Annotated in this window: 24 protein-coding genes and 1 tRNA gene; 15 read left to right on the forward strand and 10 right to left on the reverse strand. The window is 34.6% G+C overall.

The features are described from left to right. Positions 1-9: 9 nt before the first annotated feature. A complete protein-coding gene (locus BUB25_RS11245; RefSeq protein ID WP_072944526.1) occupies positions 10-1,152 on the reverse strand; it encodes an Lnb N-terminal periplasmic domain-containing protein in 1,143 nt (380 codons plus the stop codon). A gap of 316 nt (positions 1,153-1,468) precedes the next feature. Here BUB25_RS11245 and BUB25_RS11250 point away from each other — a divergent pair, with 316 nt between their 5' ends. Next, the gene (locus BUB25_RS11250; protein ID WP_072944349.1) at positions 1,469-2,170 is read left to right on the forward strand and encodes a CDP-alcohol phosphatidyltransferase family protein; all 702 of its coding nucleotides are present in this window, start codon (positions 1,469-1,471) and stop codon (positions 2,168-2,170) included. Between the two features lie 10 nt (positions 2,171-2,180). Next, positions 2,181-3,044, forward strand: a complete 864-nt coding sequence (locus BUB25_RS11255; RefSeq protein WP_072944352.1) for a glycoside hydrolase family 25 protein — start codon at positions 2,181-2,183, stop codon at positions 3,042-3,044. Positions 3,045-3,095: 51 nt separating this feature from the next. On the opposite strand, the gene BUB25_RS11260 is transcribed toward BUB25_RS11255, so the two are convergent. The 5 genes from BUB25_RS11260 to BUB25_RS11280 form a co-directional block, all read right to left on the reverse strand. Continuing rightward, positions 3,096-3,329, reverse strand: coding sequence for a DUF5808 domain-containing protein (locus BUB25_RS11260; RefSeq protein WP_072944355.1), 234 nt, complete (start codon positions 3,327-3,329; stop codon positions 3,096-3,098). A 53-nt stretch (positions 3,330-3,382) separates the two neighbouring features. Continuing rightward, positions 3,383-4,123: an LPS export ABC transporter ATP-binding protein gene (gene lptB / locus BUB25_RS11265; RefSeq protein ID WP_072944357.1), complete on the reverse strand. Its 741-nt coding sequence runs from the start codon at positions 4,121-4,123 to the stop codon at positions 3,383-3,385. Between the two features lie 163 nt (positions 4,124-4,286). Next, positions 4,287-4,637 (reverse strand): carboxymuconolactone decarboxylase family protein, encoded by a 351-nt coding sequence (locus BUB25_RS11270; RefSeq protein ID WP_072944360.1) that lies wholly within the window; start codon positions 4,635-4,637, stop codon positions 4,287-4,289. A 1-nt stretch (position 4,638) separates the two neighbouring features. Beyond that, entirely contained in the window at positions 4,639-5,445 is an 807-nt protein-coding gene (gene tatC / locus BUB25_RS11275; RefSeq protein ID WP_072944363.1) for a twin-arginine translocase subunit TatC, read from the reverse strand. Continuing rightward, a complete protein-coding gene (locus tag BUB25_RS11280; protein ID WP_072944365.1) occupies positions 5,445-6,410 on the reverse strand; it encodes a KpsF/GutQ family sugar-phosphate isomerase in 966 nt (321 codons plus the stop codon). The genes tatC and BUB25_RS11280 overlap by 1 nt, the downstream gene beginning before the upstream one ends. Before the next feature lie 86 nt (positions 6,411-6,496). On the opposite strand from BUB25_RS11280, the gene BUB25_RS11285 reads away from it, so the two are divergent. Continuing rightward, positions 6,497-8,695: an ATP-dependent DNA helicase RecQ gene (locus tag BUB25_RS11285; RefSeq protein ID WP_072944367.1), complete on the forward strand. Its 2,199-nt coding sequence runs from the start codon at positions 6,497-6,499 to the stop codon at positions 8,693-8,695. Positions 8,696-8,815: 120 nt separating this feature from the next. On the opposite strand, the gene BUB25_RS11290 is transcribed toward BUB25_RS11285, so the two are convergent. After that, positions 8,816-9,052: a hypothetical protein gene (locus BUB25_RS11290; protein WP_072944369.1), complete on the reverse strand. Its 237-nt coding sequence runs from the start codon at positions 9,050-9,052 to the stop codon at positions 8,816-8,818. Positions 9,053-9,235: 183 nt separating this feature from the next. Between BUB25_RS11290 and BUB25_RS11295 the strand changes: the two genes are divergently transcribed. Continuing rightward, complete coding sequence (locus tag BUB25_RS11295) at positions 9,236-10,816, forward strand: NAD(P)/FAD-dependent oxidoreductase (RefSeq protein ID WP_072944371.1); 1,581 nt, start codon at positions 9,236-9,238, stop codon at positions 10,814-10,816. A 14-nt stretch (positions 10,817-10,830) separates the two neighbouring features. Here BUB25_RS11295 and msrA read toward each other — a convergent pair whose 3' ends face one another. Next, complete coding sequence (msrA, locus tag BUB25_RS11300; protein ID WP_072944373.1) at positions 10,831-11,448, reverse strand: peptide-methionine (S)-S-oxide reductase MsrA; 618 nt, start codon at positions 11,446-11,448, stop codon at positions 10,831-10,833. Positions 11,449-11,450: 2 nt separating this feature from the next. After that, positions 11,451-12,008, reverse strand: a complete 558-nt coding sequence (gene msrB / locus BUB25_RS11305; protein ID WP_072944375.1) for a peptide-methionine (R)-S-oxide reductase MsrB — start codon at positions 12,006-12,008, stop codon at positions 11,451-11,453. A gap of 296 nt (positions 12,009-12,304) precedes the next feature. On the opposite strand from msrB, the gene idi reads away from it, so the two are divergent. The 10 genes from idi (at position 12,305) to BUB25_RS11360 (ending at position 23,811) form a co-directional block, all read left to right on the forward strand. Then, positions 12,305-12,832 (forward strand): isopentenyl-diphosphate Delta-isomerase, encoded by a 528-nt coding sequence (idi, locus tag BUB25_RS11310; RefSeq protein WP_072944377.1) that lies wholly within the window; start codon positions 12,305-12,307, stop codon positions 12,830-12,832. Positions 12,833-12,876: 44 nt separating this feature from the next. Then, on the forward strand, positions 12,877-13,287 hold the full coding sequence (locus BUB25_RS11315) for a 6-pyruvoyl trahydropterin synthase family protein (RefSeq protein ID WP_072944379.1): 411 nt from the start codon (positions 12,877-12,879) through the stop codon (positions 13,285-13,287). Next, on the forward strand, positions 13,287-13,757 hold the full coding sequence (locus BUB25_RS11320; protein ID WP_072944382.1) for a peroxiredoxin: 471 nt from the start codon (positions 13,287-13,289) through the stop codon (positions 13,755-13,757). Before BUB25_RS11315 ends, BUB25_RS11320 begins: the two co-directional genes overlap by 1 nt. Positions 13,758-13,885: 128 nt before the next feature. Continuing rightward, a complete protein-coding gene (locus BUB25_RS11325) occupies positions 13,886-14,152 on the forward strand; it encodes a hypothetical protein (protein WP_072944384.1) in 267 nt (88 codons plus the stop codon). Between the two features lie 78 nt (positions 14,153-14,230). Then, positions 14,231-14,304 (forward strand) — tRNA-Thr (locus BUB25_RS11330). A gap of 436 nt (positions 14,305-14,740) precedes the next feature. Then, positions 14,741-17,827, forward strand: a complete 3,087-nt coding sequence (locus tag BUB25_RS11335; RefSeq protein WP_072944387.1) for a SusC/RagA family TonB-linked outer membrane protein — start codon at positions 14,741-14,743, stop codon at positions 17,825-17,827. Positions 17,828-17,844: 17 nt separating this feature from the next. Next, on the forward strand, positions 17,845-19,473 hold the full coding sequence (locus tag BUB25_RS11340) for a RagB/SusD family nutrient uptake outer membrane protein (protein ID WP_072944389.1): 1,629 nt from the start codon (positions 17,845-17,847) through the stop codon (positions 19,471-19,473). Positions 19,474-19,617: 144 nt separating this feature from the next. Further along, positions 19,618-21,567 (forward strand): putative porin, encoded by a 1,950-nt coding sequence (locus BUB25_RS11345; protein WP_072944391.1) that lies wholly within the window; start codon positions 19,618-19,620, stop codon positions 21,565-21,567. Between the two features lie 173 nt (positions 21,568-21,740). After that, positions 21,741-23,102, forward strand: coding sequence for a pyridoxal-phosphate dependent enzyme (locus BUB25_RS11350; protein WP_072944393.1), 1,362 nt, complete (start codon positions 21,741-21,743; stop codon positions 23,100-23,102). Positions 23,103-23,328: 226 nt separating this feature from the next. Continuing rightward, positions 23,329-23,811, forward strand: coding sequence for a 3'-5' exonuclease (locus tag BUB25_RS11360; protein ID WP_072944398.1), 483 nt, complete (start codon positions 23,329-23,331; stop codon positions 23,809-23,811). 39 nt (positions 23,812-23,850) lie between these two features. Here the strand turns inward: BUB25_RS11360 and BUB25_RS11365 are convergent, their stop codons facing one another. Further along, positions 23,851-25,527: a GLPGLI family protein gene (locus tag BUB25_RS11365; RefSeq protein ID WP_072944400.1), complete on the reverse strand. Its 1,677-nt coding sequence runs from the start codon at positions 25,525-25,527 to the stop codon at positions 23,851-23,853. Between the two features lie 154 nt (positions 25,528-25,681). Between BUB25_RS11365 and BUB25_RS11370 the strand changes: the two genes are divergently transcribed. Further along, positions 25,682-26,953 (forward strand): DUF2851 family protein, encoded by a 1,272-nt coding sequence (locus tag BUB25_RS11370; protein WP_072944402.1) that lies wholly within the window; start codon positions 25,682-25,684, stop codon positions 26,951-26,953. Position 26,954 lies beyond the last annotated feature (1 nt).

The following is a 26,954-nucleotide window of genomic DNA, read 5'->3' on the forward strand; positions in this document are numbered from 1 at the left end:
ATTAGTTGTTTAAATAATTATCGGGATCTTTTTCTTGTTTTTTAAGGCTAGCTTTACTAGCAGTAGGGCACTAGTCACGACAAGTGGAAGTACAATTAATAAATGAGCTTTGTTGATTAGAATGATCATATAGACCAGTAGAAAAATCAGGTTCAAAAGAGATACTTTATAAATCCATTTTTTGTTTTCTTTTTGGTAAAAATAAACCAGAGCCAGTAAGCTGGGGTTGAATAATAAGATGTTATAGTTATAAGCTAATTCCTGATGATTTGAATAAAAGCCTACAAATAAAAAGAATAATCCCAATAATCCCATCGCTAAAAAGTAAAGCTGATTCCCTGTTTTTTTATTTGCAATAAGCACTAATGCCAGAAGCATGATGTAAGTGTAGCAATTGTTCCACCAAGAGCTTTGAGGTGTTTCGTTGAATTCGAGTATTGTTTTGTCTTCTTTTACAAGCGCGTTTTGTTTGAACCGAATGTTTTTTAAACTTTTATACAATTCTAAGGGTAGAAAAATTTGAGTGCCCAAAGCATCTACTTTTTTTCCAAAAATGATACTTGTTCCTAATTGTTCGTAAAAATGATGGTCGAAATAAGGATATAATATGGTTCTGTATGTTATGTCAGTATCCGTATTTTTTACAATGGCAATGGTATCCAATGTTTTGTTGATGATGTCTACGACCATCGAGGTACAGTTTTTATCAATAAACTTGTAAGTATAATGACTGTCGCCCGAGGTCAAAGAGGCGTTTAGATTATCGAATAGCTTTTGTTTCAGATTTTCGGGAATATTTAATTCCTGCTCATAAACCGATCTTTTTTCATAGGTATATTCATTGATAAAATCAGTATAAGAATGGGCCACCGCAAAATACTCTAAGTCTCCTTTGGTGAATTTCAATACAAAATTTGGAGTGTTAAAATCAAAAGCGCCGTAGTTGTACACCACATCTATAAATTGCTCCGGATCATTAATTCGAATGGCCGTATGCCCAAACATGGAATAGGATTCATTGCCCGTGCCACAGGTCAAAACACTGACACGGGCACTTTTTGACAATACAGGAGTTTGTCCGTAACTATTATTTGTAATTATTGTTAATAAAAGAATTAGGAATAAAATTTTTTTTAAAAGCGATAAATTCATTGTCATCATAATTTAATTGCTATAGGCGAGAAGATTCATTTTGAACAAAATCAAATATAAAACTGTATTTTTGGGATTAAGAAGGATTCAAATGAAAGACATTTTTTTATAAATCACCTCGGCTGTTTACATTTGCTCTTTGCTGGAATCTCCTTGTAATTTTTATCAAAAATATAATTTTTTACTGAGCTTGGGCTCTGCTTTGGTTAAATAAATAGAAATGAGCAAAAGGCTGTTAACAATCTCTGTCAAAAAACCAGTATCACATCCACTTATTGTATTAAATTTGTCGGCTTAGACGATAAATCAATTTACTATGAACATAAAGAAACACATCCCGAATACCATTACATTATTAAATCTTTTTTGTGGCTGTATAGCAGCTGTTTTTGTTGCTCAGCTTAATTTTGAATTGGCTTTCTATTTTGTTTGTTTGGGGATTTTTCTTGATTTTTTCGATGGTTTTTTTGCCCGCCTGTTCAAGGTTTCCAGTCCGTTAGGGCTGCAGTTGGATTCGTTGGCCGATATGGTTACCAGCGGATTGGTTCCGGGTTATGTGATGTTTTCGATGATGGAATCGGCTTCTAATTCGAATCCGTATTTCTCGTTTTTAGGATTCATCATAACGATGGGATCTTGTTATCGTTTGGCTAATTTTAATATCGATACCCGCCAGACAGATTCTTTCATTGGCTTGCCTACACCTGCTAATGCCTTGTTTATTTTGAGTTTGCCTTTGGTTTTAAAATATTCAGATTCGTTAGTGATGCTCGAAATATTGACTAATAATTGGATTCTTTTAGGAATTAGTTTGTTTAGTGCTTATATTCTAAATGCCGAAATTCCATTGTTTTCGTTAAAAATTAAAAAATTCAGCATTAAGGAAAATGCACTTCAAATCGGTTTCTTGTTGTTGTCGTTTCTAATGCTGTTATTCTTACAGTATTTAGCCATTCCACTGATTATTATCGTTTATGTATTGCTGTCTGTGTTGAATAATACATTCTCTAAAAAGTAGTTTTTGCTAGATGAGAAAAAAAGTAGTGAGGAGAAAAACAACTGTAGTTCGTAAACCGAGAAAGAAAGCTGGTGGTTTCTCAAAAAAGCTAGTAAATTTCTCTTTAATTTCCCTTGTGTTCTTGTTGTTTTTTGGCTTAGTTTATCACTATCGTGATGGTTTGGCTTATTATTTTAGTTTTAAATCAGATAAGGTTTTATCTGATTCAGCCGAGGAGAAACGCATCTCAGACGTTCGAAATTTTCAAGTCTTGGAAAAAAAAGGAGCTAAAGCCGTTGGTTTAGATGTTTCGGAATATCAGGGAGAAGTTGACTGGTCAGAGGTTGATTCTTTAGAAAATAAATATCCGATAGACTTTGTATTTGTGCGTGCCACGGTAGGAAATGATCGATTGGATAGGAAGTTTAAGGAAAATTGGCTTGGAGCCAAAAAGCAAAAACTCATCAGGGGAGCTTATCATTACTACCGTCCCAATGAAAATTCACTCGAACAAGCAGAACTTTTTATTAAAACAGTTTCTTTGCAAAAAGGGGATTTACCGCCGGTTTTGGATATTGAAAAATTACCTGAAAATCAATCTATAGAACGATTAAAGCTGGGGTTAAAACGATGGCTGAAAGCAGTTGAAGCCCATTATAAGGTAAAACCAATCATCTATACGGGAGAAAGATATTATGATGATTTTCTAAAAGAAGAGTTTAGCGATTATCTTTTTTGGATTGCTAATTATAATTTTTACCGAGAGAAAATGGACGAAGATTGGCTCTTTTGGCAATTTACCGAAAAAGCTTCTGTGTCAGGAATCAAAGGCAATGTAGATGTCAATATTTATAATGGAGATTTGCAGCAGTTGGAGTTCATTACTCTAGAATAGTTTTTTTTGGAGAGAAGGCAGGAATTTTTGCAAAGGATTAGTTTGCTTTTTTTATGGCCTTGGACTCCAGTAAAAAAGTGCTATTGCAAAAAGAATGAAGACTAAGAATACTGCTATTGATGCTGGATTTGCTAAATTAACCGTCCAGCCCATCCATTCAATTCTTTTGGGAGGTAAAATTCTTTTATCTTCTTGGTTATAATAAAAAATGCCCCATTTCCAGTTATTGGGATCTTTGTGCCATTGCTCCAAGGTTTCTTTAGAGGGTTTTTCTTTTGTGCTCATAAATGAAATCGGCTTAGGTCTTGCGGTTTGTAAATGAATTGGCAGGATGCATTTTAAAATTCTAATTTTTTCTTTCTCAATTCAAAATTTTGTCCAAGATAAACGCGGCGCACCATTTCGTCTTCTACTAATTCCTCAGGAATTCCAGCTTTTAGGATTCCTCCTTCAAACATCAGATAAGTTTTGTCAGTAATGGCTAAAGTTTCCTGAACATTGTGATCTGTAATCAGAATCCCGATGTTTTTATTCTTTAATTGAGCTACAATTCGTTGAATATCTTCAACGGCTACGGGGTCAACTCCCGCAAAAGGTTCGTCAAGTAAGATAAATTTTGGGTCGGTAGCTAAACAGCGTGCAATTTCGGTACGACGGCGTTCTCCACCTGATAACAAATCGCCTCTATTGGTACGAATGTGCTCCAAGCTGAATTCGGCAATCAGGCTTTCCATTTTGGCAACCTGTTCTTCTTTTGAAAGTTTGGTTAGTTGCAGTACGCTTAATATATTGTCTTCGATGCTTAGTTTTCTAAAAACAGAAGCTTCTTGTGCCAGATAACCAATGCCTTGTTGCGCTCTTTTGTACATTGGATAATCGGTAATATTCAAGTCATCGAGATAGATGTTTCCTGAATTGGGTTTTACCAAACCTACAATCATATAAAAAGAAGTCGTTTTTCCTGCACCATTAGGACCTAGAAGACCTACGATTTCGCCTTGGTTTACTTCGACTGAAATCCCTTTTACAACACTGCGGCCTTTGTATGTTTTTATTAAATTGTCGGCTCTTAGTTTCATTTTTTAATTAGATAATGTGAAGATTAGATAATTTAAGGATGAGCTCAAATTAATTTATAAAAGGATTACTAGGGACAAATTAAAAGTAAAATAATCAATCAGATAAATGAATTAACAAATTATTGCGTTTTCAGTTTGTCTAATTGATGTATTTTCAAATGATCTAATTGGCCTCTTCTTCTAAAGCTTCCCAGAATTCGTAAGCTCTTCTTAAATGGGGAATTACAATGGTTCCTCCTACTAAGGTGGCGATTCCCATGGCTTCCATCATTTCTTCCTTAGTTACACCTTCTTTGTGACTGGTTTCTAAATGGTATTTTACGCAGTCGTCACAGCGCAAAACGGCAGAGGCCACTAAGCCCAATAGCTCTTTTGTTTTAACATCAAGGGCACCGGCGGCATAGGCATTGGTGTCCAAATTGAAAATTCGCTTTACAATTTTGTTGTTATCAGCCAGTAATTTTTCGTTCATTCTAGAACGATATTCATTGAATTCTTCGATTATTGCAGCCATTTTATTCTTTCTGATTTTTAGCGACAAATACCGAAATAAAGATACTTGCCTCATAGATTAATAACATTGGGATTGCAACGATAGTCTGACTCACAACGTCTGGAGGAGTCACTATAGCTGCTATAATAAGTACTAGTACAATTGCATATTTTCTGTATTTTCTTAAAAATTCGGGAGTAACAAGTCCTAGTTTTGTCAAAAAATAAATGATGATTGGTAGTTCAAAAAACAAGCCGCTGGCCAGCACTGATGTTTTTACCATACTAATGTAAGATTCCAAGGTAAATTGATTTTTTACAATGTCACTGACTGTAAATGTAGCCACAAAATTTACTGACATGGGAATAACCACAAAATAGCCAAACAGTACTCCTAAGAAGAAAAGTAAAGAAGAAAAAAAGATAAAAACTTTAGCATTTTTTTTCTCCTGTGTGTAAAGTGCAGGACTGATGAATTTCCAAATTTCCCATAAAATATAAGGGAAACTCAAAATAAAACCAGCTAAAATACAGATCCAAATAAAGACATTGACCTGTCCTTCCATTAGGGTATTCTGAATGATAAACGGCATTTCGGTTATACAAATGCTTTCTGCGAAACCAAGGGAATGGGATAATTCACAAAAGTAAACATAGGTAAAGAAAGTAGGTCTTGTAGGTCCAAAAATGATGGTGTCAAATAAGTAATCACTGATGAAATAAGTGACTACAGCCATTATTATTATTGCAATTGTGCTTCGAACCAGCAACCATCTTAAGTCTTCAAGATGATCCAGAAATGACATTTCGTTTAGGTTTTTCTTTGCCATTATACTATTCCTTCTTTTAAAATATCATGTAAATGTAAAACGCCTTTGTATTCGCCATTGTCCACGACAACTAATTGGGTGATGGAGAAATCTTCTAAAATATTTAAAGCATCTACTACCATAGCTGTGGATTGAATTAGTTTTGGATTTTTGGTCATGATGTCTTTTGCGGTTAATTCGGCAAAAGAATCCCTTTCGTTTAGCATTCTACGAATATCACCATCGGTAATAATTCCGACTACTTTTTCCTGATCTACTACTGCTGTTACGCCCAGTCTTTTTTCTGAAATTTCAAAAATCACTTTTTTTATAGCGCTATCAGGAGAAACCATAGGTTTCAATGTATGTTCGAGCATGTCTTTTACCTTAAGTAAAAGTTTCTTACCTAAAGCACCTCCAGGATGGTATATGGCAAAATCTTCTGCTTTGAAATCACGCATTTCCATCAGGCAAACCGCAAGAGCATCTCCCATAACTAATTGAGCTGTTGTACTGTTTGTAGGAGCTAAATTATTTGGGCAGGCCTCTGCTTCTACAGTGGTGTTCAGAACAAAGTCAGAACCCTTGGCAAGAAAAGAGGTCATGTTTCCGGTGATTGCGATTAAAGTATTGCCAAAACGTTTTAAAAGCGGGACTAAAACTTTTATTTCCGGGCTGTTTCCGCTTTTTGAGATGCATATAATAATATCGTCACCTTGAACCATTCCTAAGTCTCCATGAATTGCTTCAGAAGCATGAAGGAACATAGAGGGAGTGCCCGTTGAGTTGAATGTGGCAACCATTTTTTGGGCTATTATAGCGCTTTTTCCGATGCCGGTTACAATTAATCGTCCTTTAGAATTGTAGATTGCTTGCGTTGCGTCTGGAAAATTTTCATCCAGTAGATTCTGGAGGTTTGTAATCGATTCACTTTCAGATAAAATGGTTTTTTTGGCAATCGCCAATATATTTTCTTTTGAAATCAAAACAGAAATATTTTAAATTTGTATGTGTAAAAGAATTTTGTATCTTTATATGATGCAAATTTATACAAAATACCACATAATCAAGAATGAATTCAAACGAAATTGATATCCACAAAGAATTAAAAAAATATTTTGGCTTTAGCCAATTTAAGGGGTTACAAGAACAGGTTATTAAAAGTATTCTTAACAAACAAAATACATTTGTTATTATGCCAACAGGTGGCGGAAAGTCGCTTTGTTACCAATTGCCCGCTTTAATTCAGGAAGGAACTGCTATCGTAGTTTCGCCTTTAATCGCTTTAATGAAAAACCAGGTGGATGCCATAAGAAGTTTGTCTTCGGAAAATGGAATTGCACATGTTTTAAATTCTTCCCTTACAAAAACAGAAATTGCACAGGTCAAAAAGGATATTAGTTCCGGTTTGACTAAATTATTGTATGTCGCACCGGAATCTTTAATTAAAGAAGAGAATGTTCTTTTTTTGAAAAGTGTGACTGTTTCTTTTGTAGCTATAGATGAAGCACATTGTATCTCAGAGTGGGGGCATGATTTTAGGCCAGAGTATAGAAACTTGAAACATATTATAAAGCAGTTAGGTGATGATGTGCCTATTATAGGTTTAACAGCAACAGCTACTCCAAAAGTTCAGGAAGATATCTTAAAGAATTTAGATATGTCTGATGCAACTACTTTTAAAGCATCATTCAACAGGCCTAATCTGTATTACGAAGTACGTACAAAAACCAAAAATATAGAAGCGGATATCATTCGTTTTATAAGACAACACAAAGGGAAGTCGGGAATTATTTACTGTTTGAGCCGTAAAAAAGTGGAGGCTATTGCCGAGGTGTTGCAGGTAAACGGAATAAGTGCCGTGCCTTATCATGCCGGATTAGATGCTAAAACCAGAGCCAAGCATCAGGATATGTTTCTGATGGAAGATGTAGATGTAGTTGTGGCAACAATTGCTTTTGGGATGGGAATTGATAAGCCAGATGTGCGTTTTGTTATTCACCATGATATTCCTAAATCATTAGAAAGTTATTATCAGGAAACGGGTCGTGCCGGTCGTGATGGTGGTGAAGGACATTGTTTAGCCTATTACTCGTATAAAGATGTAGAGAAACTGGAAAAATTCATGTCGGGAAAACCAGTTGCTGAACAAGAGATAGGTTTTGCCTTATTGCAGGAAGTAGTAGCTTATGCAGAGACTTCCATGTCCCGAAGAAAATTTCTACTGCATTATTTTGGAGAAGAATTCGACAGCGAAACAGGCGAAGGAGCGGATATGGATGACAATATTAGGAATCCGAAGACGAAAATTGAAGCTAAGGATCAGGTAGTTAAATTGTTGGAAATAGTAAGAGATACCAAACATTTATACAAATCCAAAGAGATCGTTTTTACTTTAATAGGACGTGTTAATGCAGTGATAAAAGCACATAGGACTGATTCTCAATCTTTTTTTGGGTCCGGTGCTGACCATGATGAGAAATATTGGATGGCTTTGCTTCGACAAGTGCTTGTAGCAGGTTATTTATCTAAAGATATAGAAACTTATGGGATAGTAAAGATTACTAAGGCAGGTTTAGATTTTATAAAAAAACCAGTCTCTTTTATGATGTCCGAAGATCATGAATACAATGAAAGTGAAGATGAGGCTATTGTAACTGCAGCCAAATCAACGGGAACTGCTGATGAAGTATTAATGGGCATGTTGCGAGATTTGCGTAAAAAAGTAGCTAAGAAATTAGGAGTTCCTCCTTTTGTGGTTTTTCAAGATCCTTCTCTTGAAGATATGGCGCTTAAGTACCCAATTTCATTGGAAGAGTTAATTAATATTCACGGGGTAGGTGAAGGAAAGGCAAAGAAATACGGTAGAGATTTTATAGATTTAATTAGCCATTACGTAGCTGATAACGATATCATCCGCCCGGATGATTTGGTGGTGAAATCCACAGGAGTCAACTCGGCAAATAAACTCTATATTATTCAAAATATTGACAGAAAACTGTCTTTGGATGACATTGCCAAAGCAAAAGGCTTAACAATGGATAGTTTAATTAAGGAAATGGAACAAATTGTTTATGCAGGAACAAAGTTGAACATAAAATATTGGATTGACGATATGCTTGATGAAGATCAGCAAGAAGAAATTCATGACTATTTTATGGAGTCCACAACTGATAAAATCGAGGATGCTTTAAAGGAATTTGAAGGAGATTATGATATTGATGAATTGCGCCTGATGCGAATTAAATTTATCAGTGAAGTAGCAAATTAGTATACGGTTTACAGATTTTAGAAAGCAGAATTCAGATTGAGGTGTTAAAGACTTAATCTGAATTCTTTTTTTTGCTATCTGTAGTCTGTAGTCTGTTTTCTGAAAATTAGGAACTGAAAACTATTCAAATAAGACACCGCGATGGGGTTTTAATGCATCACGAACTTGAAGCATGTTCTCATCGTTTACTACCATGTAGGCAATAGCATGCATTTCTCCATATACTTCAAAACCTGTGATATTTAAAAGTAATTTTTCGGCTGCAATGTATTCTTTTAAATGAATCTCGTGATGTTCGGCTGTTTTTGCAGAAGTTGGGCCACGGAAATCCCAAATTAATTTTATTTGTCTGGACATTTTTAAGGTTGTAAGTGTAAAAAAGCAAAGTTACAAAGTCTTATTTTAAAATGTTTCATTTTTAAATTTGAAAATGGTTTTCCTATTGAATATCGAGAATTCAATACAAAATAGTACTTTTGTATCCAGATTATTTTAGAACTTCTAAAAAACATATAATCTAAAAATCTCGCAATTAAAAAAATGCCTCAAGAACTCCTATTACAAGTATCCCCAGAAATAGCTGCAAATGAATTGTTGCTAAAAGATTACATTGGAAAACAAATTAAGGTTTCTCCAAAAGAAATTCAGCATGTTTCCATATTAAAGCGTTCGATTGATGCGCGTCAAAAAACGATAAAAATTAATTTGAAAGTGTCGGTTTATTCCAATAATGAACCATTTCAGGAAACAAAATTTCAACTTCCTGAATATAAAAATGTAGCAACAGCCCAAGAGGTTATTGTGGTAGGTGCCGGTCCTGCTGGACTTTTTGCCGCTTTGCAATTAATTGAATTGGGATTGAAACCGGTTTTGATTGAAAGAGGGAAAGATGTTCGCGGTCGCCGTCGTGATCTAAAAGCCATCAATGTAGATCATGTGGTTAATGAGGATTCTAATTATTGTTTTGGAGAAGGCGGAGCTGGAACTTATTCAGATGGGAAATTATACACTCGTTCTAAAAAAAGAGGAGATGTAACCCGAATTTTGGAATTGTTTGTTGCTTATGGGGCTACTCCAGATATTTTGGTGGATGCCCATCCGCACATTGGAACTAATAAGTTGCCTCAAATTATTCAGGATATACGAGAAAAAATTATTGAATGCGGAGGACAGGTATTGTTTGAAACTCGTGTAACTGATATTTTGGTAAAAAATAATGAAGTTCAAGGAGTGGTAACTCAAAAAGGGGAATCTATTTTGGCTAACAAAATGATTTTGGCTACAGGGCATTCTGCGCGTGATATTTTTGAGTTATTGGATAGAAAGAAAATATTTATTGAGGCGAAATCTTTTGCTTTAGGGGTAAGAGCAGAGCATCCGCAATCTTTAATCGATAGTATTCAGTATAGCTGTGATTATCGAGGAGAATTATTGCCACCCGCTCCTTATAGTATAGTGAAACAAGTGGGAGGTAGAGGAATGTATTCCTTTTGTATGTGTCCTGGAGGAGTGATTGCGCCCTGCGCCACGAGTCCCGGCGAAGTGGTAACTAACGGTTGGTCTCCGTCAAAAAGGGATCAGGCGACTGCTAATTCCGGTATTGTTATCGAATTAAAATTGGAAGATTTTAAGCCTTATGCAAAATTTGGAGCTCTGGCAGGAATGGAATTCCAAAAAAGTATCGAGCAAAAGGCATGGCATTTAGCTGGTGAGACTCAAAAAGTGCCAGCACAACGAATGCTAGATTTTACAAAAAATAAAGTTTCGGCAACTATTCCAAAAACATCCTATGTTCCTGGGACCACCTCGGTCGAGATGGGACAAGTTTTTCCCGGCTTTTTGACCCAAATATTGCGAGAAGGTTTTTCTGAGTTTGGAAAATCGATGAAAGGCTATTTGACGAATGAAGCCATACTTCATGCGCCTGAATCAAGAACTTCTTCGCCGGTGCGTATTCCGAGAGATCCATTTACATACGAACATTTGCAAATAAAAGGCTTGTATCCTTGTGGTGAAGGAGCTGGTTATGCTGGAGGTATTATCTCAGCAGCCATTGATGGCGAAAAATGTGCCTTAATGATTGGAGAAAGCCTGAATAAAAAAACCTCGAATACTAAGTAATCGAGGTTTCAGAATCATTTTTTAGTTTTCAATCGATCTTTGAATAGTTTTTCAAATTTCTCTATTTTGGGTTGAATGACCATCCTGCAATAGGGCTGATTTTTATTGTTCTCATAATAGTTTTGATGATAATCTTCGGCTTTGTAAAAGTTTTTGAATGGTTCTAATGCCGTCACTATAGTATGTTCGTAAATTTTTGCTTTGTTCAAAGCATTGATAATATTTTGCGCCGCTAGTTTTTGTTCTTCGTTTTTATAAAAAATAACAGATCGGTATTGGGGGCCAACATCTGCGCCTTGGCGGTTGAGTGTAGTGGGATCGTGAACGGTAAAGAAGACTCTGAATATTTCGTCTAAGTTAGTGACCGTTTTATCATAGGTTATTTGAACCACTTCTGCATATCCTGTTTTGCCTGTTGAAACCTCTTGGTAGCTTGGATTGGCATTTTTTCCTCCTGAAAAACCAGATAGTACTGATTTGACTCCTTTTAAGTTTTCATAAACAGCTTCAACGCACCAGTAACACCCGCCACCTAGGGTGATTGTTTCAAGATTGGATTTTTTATCAGTTTTGTTATTTTGTCCAAACATGGTAGCAGTTAGAAACAGGCTTAATAAAATTAATTTTCTCATAGTTATTTAGTATCAGGTATAAAATCAAGTGCGATGGAATTCATGCAATATCTTTTTCCGGTTGGGGCAGGGCCATCGTCAAAAAGGTGTCCAAGATGTCCGCCGCATCTGCCACAAAGTGCTTCGATTCGTTCCATTCCTAGTGAATTATCATTTTTATATACTACGCTATTTTTATTGTCCTGTTCAAAAAAGCTGGGCCAACCACAATTGCTGGCAAATTTAGCTCCGGATCGAAATAATTTATTACCACAAGCAGCACAATAATAGGTTCCTTTTTCATCGGTATTCCAGTATTTTCCTGTAAAAGGTCTTTCGGTATCAGCATGGCGCATTACTTCATAAACATCTTCGGTTAATACTTTTTTCCATTCGGCATCCGTCAAATTTAGTTTTGTAGTGTCTGTGTTTGAATAATAGGGGTTTTCCGGTTTGCTGATTTTATTTTCCATGATAGTATGTTTTTGAGATTTGTATTGTTTGTTTGCTGTTTGTCCACAAGCAGTAAATATGAATAGGGGAAGCAAAAACAGAAGGCTTAAAAATGAGGTTGTTTTCATAGGGTAAAGATCTTTGGTGATTGTATATTACAAATTTAAGTTGCTAAATTGTTATTAAATGTCGTTTGTTTTACAATTTAACAGCTCTTTGTGCAAGTTTTAACTATTGTTAATTACGATAAAAATCGATTTTTGGTTTTTAAGTTCTGGCGTTTATAGTAATAGTAATAAAACGATAAAGCTGTGATGGTGTTTTTCTTTGCGAATATTGGTTTAAACTAAACAAATAGAAAGAGAATGTTAAAGCCCCTGTCAATGATTATCTTTTTTGTATTTTTGTGTTGCTAAAAAATGATATGATAGAAGAAAACGTAATATTAGTCAACCAAGCCGATGAGCAAATTGGTTTGATGCCTAAATTAGAGGCACATGAAAAGGCAGTTTTACACCGTGCTTTTTCGGTTTTTGTTTTGAATAGTAAAAATGAAATCATGCTACAACAGCGTGCTCATCACAAATACCATTCTCCATTGTTATGGACTAACACATGTTGCAGCCATCAAAGGGAAGGAGAGACTAACATTGAAGCAGGAAATCGTCGACTATTTGAAGAAATGGGTTTCAACACGGAGCTTAAGGAGTTATTTCACTTTATATACAAAGCGCCTTTTGATAATGGTTTGACAGAACATGAACTCGATCACGTAATGATCGGGTATTATGATGAAAGTCCGATAATAAATAAGGATGAAGTCGAAAGTTGGAAATGGATGGCTATTGACGAGGTAAAAAAAGATATGGAAGTCCATCCTGAAATCTATACAGTTTGGTTTAAAATAATTTTCGACGAGTTTTATCATTTTTTGGAAGACCATAAAATTTAGGATACACAATCCTAGATGTAGAATCTTAAACCCTAAATTTCAACATGAGAGTAACCATAAGTAGAAAGGCACATTTCAATGCGGCCCACCGATTGTATCGAAAGGACTGGACATTTGAGCAAAATGATGCTGTTTTTGGCAAATGCAATAATCCTAATTTTCATGGACACAATTATGATTTGATTGTTAGTGTTACAGGTCAAGTTAATCAGGAAACAGGATTTGTTATGGATGTCAAGATTTTATCCGATATTATAAGAGAAGAAGTCGAGAGTCAGTTCGATCATAAAAACCTGAATTTGGACGTTCCTGAATTTAAAAATCTAAATCCAACAGCAGAAAATATTGTAGTGGTGATTTGGAATAAAATCAGAAAGAGAATTAAGTCAGAGTTTGATTTAGAAGTAGTTCTCTATGAAACGCCTCGTAATTTTGTAACCTATAAAGGAGAATAATGGCACTAAAGATAGGTGATAGAATTCCTGATTTTTTGGCTAAAGATGCTAAAGGGGATGATTTTGACAGTAGAGAGCTAATCGAGAAAAAACCTTTGGTCATTTATTTTTATCCAAAAGACAATACTCCAGGTTGTACTGCTGAGGCCTGTGGTTTTCGCGATCAATATGAAGATTTCAAAGATTTAGGTGCCGAAGTTATCGGTATTAGCAGCGACAGTGTCGATTCGCATCAAAAGTTTGCTAAACAATATAAGTTGCCTTTTATATTATTATCTGATAGTGATAAAAATATCAGAAAGCTTTTTGGAGTGCCTTCAAATATATTTGGACTACTTCCTGGTCGAGTTACTTATGTCGTAGATAGAAACGGAGTTATAAAATTGATTTTTGATAGTATGATGGCCGCAAAGCACATGCCAAGGGCGTTAGAAATGATTAGAGAAATTAGTGAAGGTCGTGCGAAATAGTTTAAATTGGTTTTTAATAGAGAGGTTTTTTTTGATCGAAAAACGTCATTTTTAGAAAATTAGATTTAATAGTCGTTAATAGAAAGATTATGTGTACTTTTGCAGACGCAAATTAAAATTAAAGAAAAATGGCAAACGTTAAGAATTTAAAAAAAGACATCAACTACGTTTTAGGAGATATTATTGAAGCAGTTTATTTGTTTGAAATTTCTACAACTGGAAAACCTACAACAGAAACTAATGATTTAATAGATGAAGCTATTGCTGCTTTTGATGTTTTGATCGCAAAAGTGAACGCTAAAAACGTTGAAAACAAAAAAGCGCACTTCAAACAAATCAATGTTGAATTAGAACAAACTGCTAATCAATTGATTGCTAAAATCAACGAATTGTAGTCTTAAAAAAGGATAAAAAAGCGCAAATTTATTTTGGATAATTAAAAAACCGCTGTATATTTGCACCCGAAATGAGACGCCAGCGTAGCTCAGTTGGCTAGAGCAGCTGATTTGTAATCAGCAGGTCGTGGGTTCGAGTCCCTCCGCCGGCTCATCGTAAAACCATCTAACTTTTGTTAGGTGGTTTTTTTTTTTTTTTTTTTGTTAAACGCAATTAGTTGTGTTTCTTTTGATTGAAAAAAAAATGAATTTAAATTATGTTTTTTTTTTTTTTTTTTTTTTTTTTTTTTATTTTTTTTTTTTTTTTTTTTTTAAGTTTTTTATTTTGGTTTTTTTTAATTTTTTAAGTTTTTTTTTGATTTTTTAGGGTGTATTTGTTTTTTTTAGTTATTTGTAAAAAGTTTGTCTATTGTGGTTTTTTTTAAATTTAGTTAATTTATATGTTTTTTTGAAGTTAATATTTGATTTTATAGTGTTTTTTTATGGTTAAAATAGTATAAATGATATAATTATTTAAAATCCAAAAACATTTGGTTCTTTAAGATATAATTATGATTTTTGTGGGATAACTAATTCAAATAAATTAATATGAGATTAAAATTCAAATGGATTTTTACGCTATTGCTAGCGTTATCTATGCAGTTTTCTTTTGCTCAAGAGAAAACCGTAAACGGAGTTGTTTCAGATGCAACAGGTCCTATTCCTGGTGCAAACGTAATTGTTAAAGGAACCAAAATAGGTGTTCAAACAGATTTTGACGGTAAGTATTCAGTAAGAGCCAAAGTGGGAGATGTTTTGGTGTTCTCTTTTATAGGGATGAATAATTCATCTGTAACTGTTGGAGCTTCTAATACTGTTAATGTGAAATTGACATCGGCTTCCCAAGCTCTAGAAGAGGTGGTAGTAGTTGGTTATGGAGTTCAAAAAAAGAAGGATGTTACGGGCTCAATCTCACAAATTAAAGGAGATGCTATAGCTAATCTTGCAACTCCAAGTTTTGAGTCTCAATTAGCAGGTAGAGCTGCTGGGGTGCAGGTTACTACTAATTCTGGCGTTTTAGGACAAGCTCCTAGAATAAGAATTAGGGGAGTAGGATCTATTACTTCAGGTAGCTATCCATTAGTTGTTGTTGATGGAGTTCCAATTTTCACTGGCGATGTTGGAGGATATGCAAACACGAATGCTTTAGGTGATATTAATCCGGCGGATATTGAATCGACGGAAGTTTTAAAAGACGGATCTGCTACTGCAATTTATGGTTCCAGAGCAGCAAATGGGGTAATTTTAATTACAACTAAAAAAGGGAAAGGTGGCAAATTCAGAGTTAATTATAATACATATACTGGAATTGCTAAGCCGATAGATTATTTGGATTTATTGAAAACAAATGATTTTATTACAATTCAAAATGAAAAAAGAACCAATAGAGGAGCTTCCATTTTAGCTGTAGGTACTGAGTTTGATACAAACTGGCAAAAAGCCGTTCTTCGTTCTGCTGCTGTTCAAACAGATCATAATTTATCTCTTTCTGGTTCTACAGAAAAAACTAATTACTATTTTTCAACTGGTTATAATGAGCAAGACGGTATTGCTAGATCTAATAACCAAACTCGATATAATGTTAGAGGAAATGTAGATCAAAAAGTTAAAAGTTGGTTAAATGTAGGTGTTAATATGGCTTTGTCTAGAACTGAAAATAACGGATTGAATGATAATGCAGGCGGATTGTCTGGTCTTATGTTTAATTCAATGCGTCAATTACCAAATACGCCGATCTATGACGCTAATAATCCAACAGGTTATAATATTACTGGCTCAACAGTGGGACAAGGACAGAATTTATCTGTAATTGCTAATAATTTACCTAACATTGTTTATGTTTTAGATCATAATATTTATAAATCTAAAGTAGACAGATCATTAGTGAGCTTGTTTGCTGATTTTAAAATTTTACCAAGTTTGACTTTTAAAACTCAAGGAAGTGTTGATGCTATTGGAACTGAAGGATTTAATTATTTAAACCCTGTTAATGGTGATGGTGCAAGTGTTGGTGGAGCTGTTAGAAATAACTTTGCAAATTTAACGCGTTGGAATACCCAAAATGTATTGTCATATAATAAAACATTTGGGGAGTCACATAATGTAAGTGCAGTAGCTATCTATGAGGTTCAAAAGCAAAAAGTTAGTTCTTTTTATGGTGGAGGTAATGGTTTATCTGATACTTTTTTCAATAAAGGATTAATTACTGGATCTTATGCAACTCAACTATCTGGTGGTGGTATAACTGAAAATGGGATTATCTCTTATGCCGGTAGATTGAATTATAATTATCAAGGAAAATATTTCCTTCAAGGATCTATTCGTAAAGATGGACTTTCTTCATTGCCTACAGCTAATAAATGGGGTACTTTTCCAGGAGCTTCTGTAGGATGGACAGTTAGCAAAGAATCTTTCATGAGCTCTTTGGAAGACGTTATTTCAGACTTTAAATTAAGAGCTTCCTATGCAGAAGTTGGTAATACAAGTATTGGTAATTATCCATATTTAGGTTTGTATAATAATGCAAAGTATGCTGAATATAATGGTATAGGATATTCTCAAGCTGGTAATGATCAGTTAAAATGGGAAACTTCTGTGAAGTATGACTATGGAGCTGATTTGTCTTTATTGAACAATCGTTTGAAGTTAACTTATGATTACTTTATTAATAATCAAAACGGGCTGATTTTACAAGTTCCTCAGCCTTTATCTCTTGGTATTCCAGAGAATTATATTTCTAAAAACGTTGGTTCTTTGAAAAACTCAGGTCATGAATTTTCTGTTGAAGCATCTGCTTTTAAAAACGAAAATTTTGAATGGACACTAAGTGCTAACTTATCTTTAGTGAAAAGTAAAGTAGAAAAACTGGTTAATGGACAGGATATTAATTTTGTTGATGCAAACTCTTATAATACAGGTAATAACTTATTGAGAGAAGGTGAGTCGCCTTATGTTTTATATGGCTTTAACTACTGGGGTGTAAATCCTGCTAATGGTAATCCTGTTTTTTATAAAGGAAATGGTACATTGGTTCAAGGAGATATAGATTCTCAAGCATACAGAGTTTTTGATCCAAATAATCCAACAGACATAACAAAAGCTTCTTCTTTAGGTGCAGCTGATAAAAAGATTTTAGGTAATGTATTGCCAACTTATTTTGGCGCATTCAATTCTAATATGGCTTATAAGAACTTTGATTTAGGTTTTATGTTCCGTTTTAGTGGAGGAAATAAAATTAATAACTTAACAAGACGTGAACTTTTATCTCAAGGCTTTAATAATAACGGCACAGAGATCTTAGGAAGATGGCAGAGTGTCTCTAATCCTGGAGATGGATGGACGCCAAGATTAAGAGATGATAGAGAAACTACTATCAATATTAATCAAGCTTCTAGTCGTTTTGTTGAAAAAGGGGATTATATCAAACTAGATAATGTTACATTAGGTTATAATTTGCCTAAAACAGTTTTAGATAAGGTTGGATTAGAAAAGTTTAGACTTTTTGTACAAGGACAAAACTTGTTAATTATTACGGACTATAAAGGATTGGATCCTGAAATGGAAGTTTTAGGTAACGATTATAATGGGACTCCAAGATCCAGAATATTCAGTATTGGTCTTAATGTAGGTTTCTAATTTTAAATAATTAAAAAATGAAAAATAAAAATAAATTTAAATCATTCTCGATTACTAAATTAGTAATTCCGTTTGCAATGGTGTCACTTTTATTTACTTCTTGTAGTGAAGAAAGTGTAATAGAATTAGTCCCTTTTAATAGTGTATCTGAAAATGTTGCGTTTCAAACTCCAGCATTAATCGATTTATCTGTTACTGGTATGTATAATGCTGCTGAATTAGGTAATTATAATGGAGCTGGAGCCAGAGGATATATATTTGGCTCAGCATTTATTCAACAGGGTGATAACAGGGGTGAAGATGTGGTTAACTTAGCAGCATTTTATCAATTGACTTATACAGGTACTTATGATGCTACATCAGCCAATAACGTTTATTATTGGGCTGACGGTTATCGATTGATTAATAGAACTAATATTGTGATTGAAGGAGTTGAAAAAGCTGCTGCTGCAGGAGTTATTTCGCAAGAATTAGCAAATGACTATATTGGTCAAGCAAAGTTTTTTAGAGCTATAACTCATAATGAATTGTTGATTCACTTTGCACGACCTTTTCAAGATAATAATGGAGCTAATCTGGGTGTTCCATACAGAGAAATTCCTTATTCAACTCCTGCAAATATTGAATTAGGTTTAGCTCAAGGTAGGAATACGGTTGCTGAGTGTTATACTAAAATCTTAAAAGATTTAGATGATGCAGAAGCATTGCTTTATTCTAAAACCAAAAGAGTAGGTCCGGCACAAATAGAAAGAATTTCAAAAGAAGCGGCGATTGCATATAAAACAAGAGTTTATTTGCATATGCGTAAATGGGACAAAGTAATTTCGGAAGGGATCAAATTAGATGGTAAATATACTATGACTGCCAATCCAGATACTCCTTTCGCGAGTAATAATTCAAATTCGGAATCTATTTTCTCTATTGCAAATGGAGCTACAAACAATCCGGGTGTAAATGGATCTTTGCCTAGCATGTATCATCCACCAATTCCAGCTGCTGCAAATGGACGTGGGTTGATTGCTATTAGTCCTATTATTTGGAGAGATCCAAGTTGGTTGGCAGATGATAAAAGAAGAACTGAAGGAACGATGATTGTCACTGGTAATGCGGCTTACTATCCAAATACAAAATTCACAAAGAAATACAAAGATGGTGTTAATAAAACGGACGCAGCTCCTATCATTAGGTATGCAGAAGTAGCTTTGAACATGGCTGAAGCTTATGCTAGAAGTAATGATGTTTCAAATGGTTTAACTAGGTTGAACTCTGTTAGAAATCGTTCTTTGGCAAGCCCATCAACTCAGGCTTATACAGCAGCAACTTTTGCTACTAATATTGATTTATTAGGAGCTATACTAAAAGAAAGAAGAATTGAGTTTATTTGTGAAGGGCGTCGTTGGGCTGATATCAGTAGATTGCAAGGTGATGCTTATTTCCCAATTAGTGGTATTCCTGCAAAAATTGCTAATGCTGGTTTTGCTACAGCTGCTCCAGCTTTGGCTGCTTATGCTTTAGGTACTCCTTATACAGGAGCATTAGGTGTTAATGCATTTACTTACGATAACTTTAAGTTTATATGGCCATTACCACAGTTGGAATTAGATGCTAATCCAACTTTAAGACCACAACAAAATCCTGGCTATTAAGTAGGTTTTAAAATTGTTGTTTATGAAAAACTGTCCGAAAAGTAATTTTCGGGCAGTTTTTTTATTTATCTTGATTTATTTTTTTTCATTTACCTTTGCCGCTATAAAATTATACTTGTAATAGTCCTAATAAGATCCTTCCAAATGAGAATTCTCTTCTTTTTATATTTTTTAATAGTGCCAACAGTGTTGTTTTCTCAAATAAGATCCAAGGAGAATACGAACAAAATAAAATCCTTGAGGGGAGATTCAGAATCCATTAAAGAGCAAAAAGCCAAAGAACAAGCTACCATAGATCAATATCGTTTTATTACTTTAGATCGCGATACGACCTATATAGATACCTCGCTTACGATACAAAAAGAATACAGTCATAATTATTTACGCAAGGATAATTTTGGACTTTTAGCTTTCCCTAATGAGGGGCAAACCTACAATACGCTACAATATAGTCTAACGAAGTTTTCTCCCTATCCAGAAATTGGTTTTAAGGCCAAACACTTCAATTTCTTGGAGGCAAACCAAATTAGATACAGCTCAGTGGCTACTCCGGTAACCGAATTGTACTTTAAGTCTGTGATGGAAAAAGGACAATCTTTGGATGCTTTTTTCACGTTGAATATTACGCCAAGGCTTAATTTTTCTATTGCTTATAAAGGCTTGCGTTCCACTGGAAGATACATCAATCAATTAGCAAGTACTGGAAACTTTAGATTTACCACTAGTTATAATACGTTAAACGAACGTTATTTTGCGAATGCTCATTATACCTATCAAGATATTTTGAATGAGGAAAACGGTGGAATTACCACTATTTCGGATTTTGAAAATGAAGACTCTAAATATGATAACCGACAAAGGTTAGAAGTGTATTTGACCGATGCCAAGTCTTTTCTAAAGGGGAAAAGAATATTTTTGGATCATTTTTTTAGAATCAATACTACAAAAGGAGCCAACAATTTATATGTGGCGCATCAGTTTAATTATGAGAATAAGTTTTTTGAGTACAATCAGGAAACGGTTCCTTCAACTGTAGGTGCTGCAACAGTATTTCGTTTTGGAGATTCTTATGTGACAAGCGGAATCAACGATCAAACCCGTTACAATAAAATGTACAATAAAGCGGGATTGACTTATGAGAATACAACTCTAGGGAAGTTTCATTTTTTTGTAGATGATTTCAGAAGCAATTACTATTATAACCAAATTTTAATTCGAGATGACAAGACGATTCCGGCTTCGTTGAGTCGAAATATAAATAGCGCCGGCGGACAATATGAATATCAAAAAAACAGTTGGAAAGGGAATTTTTTATATTCCAGATCAATTACAAATCAGTCATTGTCTAATTTAGATGCCAATTTACAATATGATTTAAATGAGGATTATCAATTTTCGTTTAAATACCAAAACTTAAATAAGCTCCCAAATGATAATTACAATTTGTATCAAAGCAGTTATATAGGGTATAATTGGTCCAATGATTTTAGGAATGAAAAAATAAATACTATCGTGGCCAATGCCAGTACGCCTTGGATTGAAGCTTCTGTTCAATTAATGACGCTCAGGGATCATTTGTATTTTGAAAACACAGCCATTTATAATGAAGAACAAATTATCACTCCAAATCAGTACGGAAAAACGATAAATTATGTTTCGGTAAAAGTAGCTAAGGAGTTTAAGTTTGGGAATTTCGCCTTAAATAATACACTTTTGTATCAAAAAACGGATCAAATGGATGCCATTCTAAATGTTCCCGAGATTGTAACTCGAAATACGATTTACTACACCAATTATATGTTTAAAAAAGCCTTGTTTTTGCAAACCGGAGTGACTTTAAATTATTTTACAAAATACATGGCTAATGATTACAATCCTGTAATTGGAGAGTTTTTTATCCAAAACAAAAAGGAAATTGGGAATTATCCTAACCTGGATTTTTTCATTAACGCTAAAATTCAGAGAACCCGTATTTATCTAAAGGCGGAGCATTTTAATTCTTCATTTTCTGGAAATAACTTCTATTCCGCACCCAATATGCCTTATCGTGATTTTATGATCCGATTTGGTTTGATTTGGAACTTTTTCAATTAATTCTTGGGCGTTTCATCACGCTGTTCGCTATATCTTTAGCCGCTTAAAGAAAGCTGCTAAAGGATGCCGCTGCCATCGTGAACGCAAAAACAATCATCAGTTAATATTTTATAACAAAATACTATCTTTGCATAATTATTTATAACAATTTAGAATCTTAAACGTATCATTCAATGCAATACGAAGAAAATATATTAGGCACAATTGGCAATACACCATTGGTGAAACTCAATAAAGTGATCAAAGGAATAGACGCTTTGGTACTGGCCAAAGTTGAAACTTTTAACCCTGGGAATTCAGTCAAAGACAGAATGGCGGTAAAAATGATTGAAGACGCTGAGGCTGATGGAAGATTAAAACCAGGCGGAACCATCATCGAAGGAACTTCTGGAAATACTGGAATGGGATTGGCCTTAGTGGCAATCATAAAAGGATACAAATTAATCTGTGTGATATCAGATAAACAGTCTAAAGAAAAAATGGACATCCTTCGTGCCGTTGGTGCTAAGGTGGTTGTTTGTCCTACTGATGTTGAACCTACTGATCCTAGATCGTATTATTCGGTTTCGAAAAGACTGGCCGAGGAAACTCCAAATTCTTGGTATGTCAACCAATACGATAATCCATCTAATGCATTAGCGCATTACGAACAAACAGGTCCAGAAATTTGGAAACAGACCGAAGGTAAAATCACCCATTTTGTTTCTGGTGTGGGAACTGGTGGAACCATTTCGGGAATTGGAAAATATCTGAAAGAGAAAAACCCAAACATCAAAATCTGGGGAATTGATACCTATGGATCGGTGTTTAAAAAGTACCATGAAACCGGAATTTTTGACGAGAACGAAATTTACTCCTACATCACCGAAGGAATCGGGGAGGATATTTTGCCTGAGAATGTTGACTTTTCGCTGATTGATGGTTTTACAAAAGTCACTGATAAAGATGCTGCAGTGTATACCCGTAAAATTGCTCTTGAAGAAGGCATTTTTGTTGGGAATTCAGCAGGAGCTGCGGTAAAAGGATTGTTACAACTGAAAGAGCATTTTAAGCCAGAAGATGTGGTTGTAGTTTTATTTCATGATTCGGGAAGCCGTTATGTGGGGAAAATGTTCAATGACGACTGGATGCGCGAGCGTGGTTTTCTTGATGAAAACATCACTAAGGCTGAGGATGTAATCCAAGATCATATCGATAAACCTTTGATTGTTGCGCGCACCGAAGAATTGGTTTCGCATGCGATAGAAAGAATGCGTAAATATAAAATTTCACAAATTCCAGTTATTGATATTAACGGCTTTGTGGGTTCGCTTGATGAATCAGATTTGTTTCAAAGTTATGTAAATGATAAAAATACAGCTGAAAAACCTATTCGCGAAGTGATGGGGAAAGCTTATCCAATAGTGAAATTAGGAACTGCAATTGAAGAAGTTTCTAAACTGTTTACCAAAGAAAATCAAGCAGTATTGTTGGATTTAGGAAATGGCAGACATCACATTATCACTAAATATGATATTATAGGTTCGATAAAATAAGATTCGAAATAAGTTTTTTATAATATAATCCTACAAGGTTTTTTGGCTTTGCAGGATTTTTTGTTTTAGTGTAATATGGTTTGATTTTTTTTCTTAAAAATAGAGAAACCTGAAACTTTAAAAGTGGAAATAAAAAGAAAGTAGCTGAATGTTTTGAACTTGTACAATTGATAGTATTTTTGTGAATCAGAAATAAAAAAATCTTAATCTTAAATCTTAGATCAAATTGACTTTTACCGCCATAGATTTTGAAACCGCTACAGCCTTCCATCCTTGTTCAGTAGGTATTGTTACCGTAGAAAACGGAGTTATTGTAGATGAGTTTGTCAGCCTAATCAAACCACCTAATAATCTCTATTCTCCGTTTACGATTCAAGTACATGGAATTTATCCAAGAGACACAGTTAACGCAAAATCATTTCTACAGGTATTTCCCGAAATTGAAAAACGGCTAAAAAATAAACTTGTTGTAGCTCATAACGAAAGTTTTGATCGTAATGTCTTGGCCAAATCGATGGCGCTTTATGGTTTGGATTATGCCGATTTGAATATTGCTTCTCGATGGGAATGCACCGTAAAAATATACAAAGCCAAAGGGTTGAAACCAACCAAATTAAGTGATTGTTGCCGCGAAATGAAAATCCAACTCAATCATCATGAAGCTTTGTCAGATGCTCGGGCTTGTGCCAAATTGTATTTGCTGAAATAGTTCGCTTTCTATTATTTGACACAAATCCGAATCTGTTGGTTATTCTGCAATCAAACAGCCGGAGATATTCCAAGAGCTAAAGCTGGAGCCTTCCGGAGCCCCTTGAGGAATTGTAACTTGTATGCTGTGCTTTCCGGCTGATAGTTTTCCTAGGTCAATATAGACTGGCGGAGTAACGGTACCGGGGCACCAGTTAGAACGGCTTAAATCAGACGAAGACAATCCATTGCCGAAATTCCCTGAAGCGGGATTACTCAAGCGATACGAGCCGCAATCAGTACGCCAGGGAGTAAAAGCAAAAATCTCTTTCGAATCGACTAATATCGTATTCTTCTTTGGGACAAATTCATCTCCATTTCCCCATCCGCCATGACCGGTGGTGATGTAGCGAAGTTTGTAATTTTTGTTGCCTTCCGGCACTTCAAATGTTAGTTCGAGACCTTTCTCGCTATTGAACATGGTAGCATATTGTTGTCCGGCCATTTCCATGACATTATTGGTGTTGAAAAGAGGCAGCAACCAATTGTTTTGCGTTTGACTGTCATCACCTTGATGAATAGAAACATTCAGGCTCACTTTATGACCGCCTTTGTCATAATTCCCTATATTCATCCCTATCCACACTTCTTGATCATCCAAGGCAGGAAGCAGTTCTGAAATCTCTTGACGATAATATACGCTGTCTTGCCAAACTTTATTTTTTAATTGAAGATTGTTGAATTGCTTTACGCCAAAAGGGGTGAAGAAACGCATCAGTTCCAGCAGAGGAGCATAATTTTCTGTACGAACAACTCCTTGGTATTTTTCTCCATTTCCATTTTCATAAATAGGAAGTGTTTTGGCTCCGTTTTTTAAACCATCTAAGAACGAAATATTTTTGTCAGTAGGAATTACAAATACAGAACCAGTTCTGTCGTAGGCATCACCGTTAGATTGTTCCGTGACATCTACAAAAACAGAACTTCCTTTTTTGATTTTAGGAAAACGTACTTTCTTGACAATGATAGTACCATTGGCAAATCGCAGAATGCTATCGTTAGATTGCGCTGCATCTGAGAAGTTGATGATTTCTTTTTCGAAAATTGGAATAGAAGTGAAACGGCTTTTCCAAAGCAGGTCTTTATACGTCAGCTGATCTACTATTTTGGGTTGGGGATTAGGAAGTTTTAGAAATGCTGGAACATTTTTTAATATTTCTATTTTGTTGGCGGTCACTTTGCTGTTTCCATTGCGAACCATTTCTAGTACCAAGCCAAGATCTTGTCCTAAAGCTGTAGGCGCTCCTTTTAGATTCAACTCATCAGTGTACCATAATTCTATCGTATTGGAATTGATTGAGGTTGTGGCTTTCTTGCAGTTGTAACCTAATATTTTTCTGGTTTCGGCACTAAATGTGAAGTTTTGTTTTCCCAAAGCCACACTATCAACGCTTAAAACAGTGCTTTGATTTTTGAATTGAGCTAATTGTGAAATGGTTTTCAATTGAAAATCAACAAAAACTTGTTCAACTGGAAAATCGGCTTTTTGAAGCCTGATTTTTTCGGTGCTAACTAGGCTGATTTGTTCAGAAGTAAAAAGTAGTATTGGATCTTGGTTTTCGAAAACTTTCCCGTTAGAACTTTTTAGATAGCTTACTTTTATTGATTTTGGTTTTTTTTGTGCCTGAATTGGTAAGATTACGCAAAGCGCAAGGAGTAGGATGTAATAATTTTTCATTGAAATAGTTGTTGAATTACAAATATAAATAAAGTGTAATGAAATTTCTGTATGTTTTTAAAGCTTGATTGCAAATAAATAATTGTAATGAAAATTCATTATTATTTTATACTTTAGATGATTCATTTTGAGGTATTTATTTAAAAATGATGCGATGAAAGAAGATTTTCTCCATTATCTGTGGAAATTTAAGAAATTTGAGGCTTTAAATTTAAAAACATCAGCTGGTGAGGAAATTACCATTGTTAATGTTGGGCAATATCTCGAATTAGCCGGGCCAGATTTTTTTAATGCCCAAATGATTATTGGAAATCAAAAATGGGCTGGAAATGTTGAAATTCATCTTAAATCTTCAGATTGGTATGTGCATCATCACGAAAATGATCAGGCTTATGAAAATGTAATTCTACACGTAGTTTGGGAACATGATACTGCTGTTTTTAGGAAAAATAATTCCGAGATTCCTGTTTTGGAGCTTAAGAATTATGTTGACTCAAAAGTTTTGTCAAATTATGAGTCGCTTGTGTCGCCTAAATCCTGGATTTTTTGCGAAAAGCAAATAAAAGAAATTGAGGAATTTACTTTTAAAAATTGGCAAGAACGATTGTTTTTTGAACGTTTGGAAAGAAAATCAAAACCTGTGTTTGAGTTGTTGGAAACCACTAATAATGATTGGGAAGCAGTTTTGTTTTGTGTATTAGCAAAAAACTTCGGACTTAATACCAATGGGGAATTTTTTCTGAGAATAGCCCAATCGATTCCTTTTTCGGTTATAAGAAAAGAAAGTAGTGAAGTCGAAAATCTGGAAGCACTGTTTTTTGGTTATGCAGGTTTATTGGATTCAGAAAAGGAAGATAATTATTTTAAAGATTTAAAAAGCAGATTCTCTTATTTGCGGCATAAATATCAATTAGATGAAAACAGTCGTGTGGCTGTTCAGTTTTTTAAACATCGGCCTGATAATTTTCCTACAATCCGACTTTCTCAATTGGCTAATTTATATCATAATCATCACAATCTTTTTTCGAAATTACAAAACCCAAGTACAGTTGAGGATATTTATAAAATTTTTCAAGTCTCTAGTTCGATATATTGGGAAAATCATTACCAGTTTGATAAAGTAAGCCCAAAGAAGAAAAAAAAGCTTTCTAAGGCTTTTGTTGATTTAATCATCATCAATACAATAATCCCGATTCAGTTCGCTTATGCCAGAAGTCAAGGTGCAGAAATTTCGGAAGACTTAATAAAATTATTAAACGGAGTCGTGCCAGAGAAGAATGCGGTTATGGATAAATTTATTTTTTTTGGAATAAAACCCAAGAATGCTTTTGAATCTCAATCTCTTTTACAGCTTAAAAATGAGTACTGCGCTATGAATAGATGTTTGGAATGCGCCGTTGGAATCGATTTATTAAGAAGTAATTAAA

Origin of the sequence: Flavobacterium granuli, assembly GCF_900129705.1 — a bacterium.
Taxonomy (GTDB): Bacteria; Bacteroidota; Bacteroidia; order Flavobacteriales; family Flavobacteriaceae; genus Flavobacterium; species Flavobacterium granuli.

Bases quoted from the DNA above. Each gene is read 5' to 3' on its own strand.
- BUB25_RS11245 (WP_072944526.1), bottom strand. From the start codon at position 1,152: ATGAATTTATCGCTTTTAAAAAAAATTTTATTCCTAATTCTTTTATTA.
- BUB25_RS11250 (WP_072944349.1), top strand. From the start codon at position 1,469: ATGAACATAAAGAAACACATCCCGAATACCATTACATTATTAAATCTT.
- BUB25_RS11255 (WP_072944352.1), top strand. From the start codon at position 2,181: ATGAGAAAAAAAGTAGTGAGGAGAAAAACAACTGTAGTTCGTAAACCG.
- BUB25_RS11260 (WP_072944355.1), bottom strand. From the start codon at position 3,329: ATGAGCACAAAAGAAAAACCCTCTAAAGAAACCTTGGAGCAATGGCAC.
- lptB (WP_072944357.1), bottom strand. From the start codon at position 4,123: ATGAAACTAAGAGCCGACAATTTAATAAAAACATACAAAGGCCGCAGT.
- BUB25_RS11270 (WP_072944360.1), bottom strand. From the start codon at position 4,637: ATGGCTGCAATAATCGAAGAATTCAATGAATATCGTTCTAGAATGAAC.
- tatC (WP_072944363.1), bottom strand. From the start codon at position 5,445: ATGGCAAAGAAAAACCTAAACGAAATGTCATTTCTGGATCATCTTGAA.
- BUB25_RS11285 (WP_072944367.1), top strand. From the start codon at position 6,497: ATGAATTCAAACGAAATTGATATCCACAAAGAATTAAAAAAATATTTT.
- BUB25_RS11290 (WP_072944369.1), bottom strand. From the start codon at position 9,052: ATGTCCAGACAAATAAAATTAATTTGGGATTTCCGTGGCCCAACTTCT.
- BUB25_RS11295 (WP_072944371.1), top strand. From the start codon at position 9,236: ATGCCTCAAGAACTCCTATTACAAGTATCCCCAGAAATAGCTGCAAAT.
- msrA (WP_072944373.1), bottom strand. From the start codon at position 11,448: ATGAGAAAATTAATTTTATTAAGCCTGTTTCTAACTGCTACCATGTTT.
- msrB (WP_072944375.1), bottom strand. From the start codon at position 12,008: ATGAAAACAACCTCATTTTTAAGCCTTCTGTTTTTGCTTCCCCTATTC.
- idi (WP_072944377.1), top strand. From the start codon at position 12,305: ATGATAGAAGAAAACGTAATATTAGTCAACCAAGCCGATGAGCAAATT.
- BUB25_RS11315 (WP_072944379.1), top strand. From the start codon at position 12,877: ATGAGAGTAACCATAAGTAGAAAGGCACATTTCAATGCGGCCCACCGA.
- BUB25_RS11320 (WP_072944382.1), top strand. From the start codon at position 13,287: ATGGCACTAAAGATAGGTGATAGAATTCCTGATTTTTTGGCTAAAGAT.
- BUB25_RS11325 (WP_072944384.1), top strand. From the start codon at position 13,886: ATGGCAAACGTTAAGAATTTAAAAAAAGACATCAACTACGTTTTAGGA.
- BUB25_RS11335 (WP_072944387.1), top strand. From the start codon at position 14,741: ATGAGATTAAAATTCAAATGGATTTTTACGCTATTGCTAGCGTTATCT.
- BUB25_RS11340 (WP_072944389.1), top strand. From the start codon at position 17,845: ATGAAAAATAAAAATAAATTTAAATCATTCTCGATTACTAAATTAGTA.
- BUB25_RS11345 (WP_072944391.1), top strand. From the start codon at position 19,618: ATGAGAATTCTCTTCTTTTTATATTTTTTAATAGTGCCAACAGTGTTG.
- BUB25_RS11350 (WP_072944393.1), top strand. From the start codon at position 21,741: ATGCAATACGAAGAAAATATATTAGGCACAATTGGCAATACACCATTG.
- BUB25_RS11365 (WP_072944400.1), bottom strand. From the start codon at position 25,527: ATGAAAAATTATTACATCCTACTCCTTGCGCTTTGCGTAATCTTACCA.
- BUB25_RS11370 (WP_072944402.1), top strand. From the start codon at position 25,682: ATGAAAGAAGATTTTCTCCATTATCTGTGGAAATTTAAGAAATTTGAG.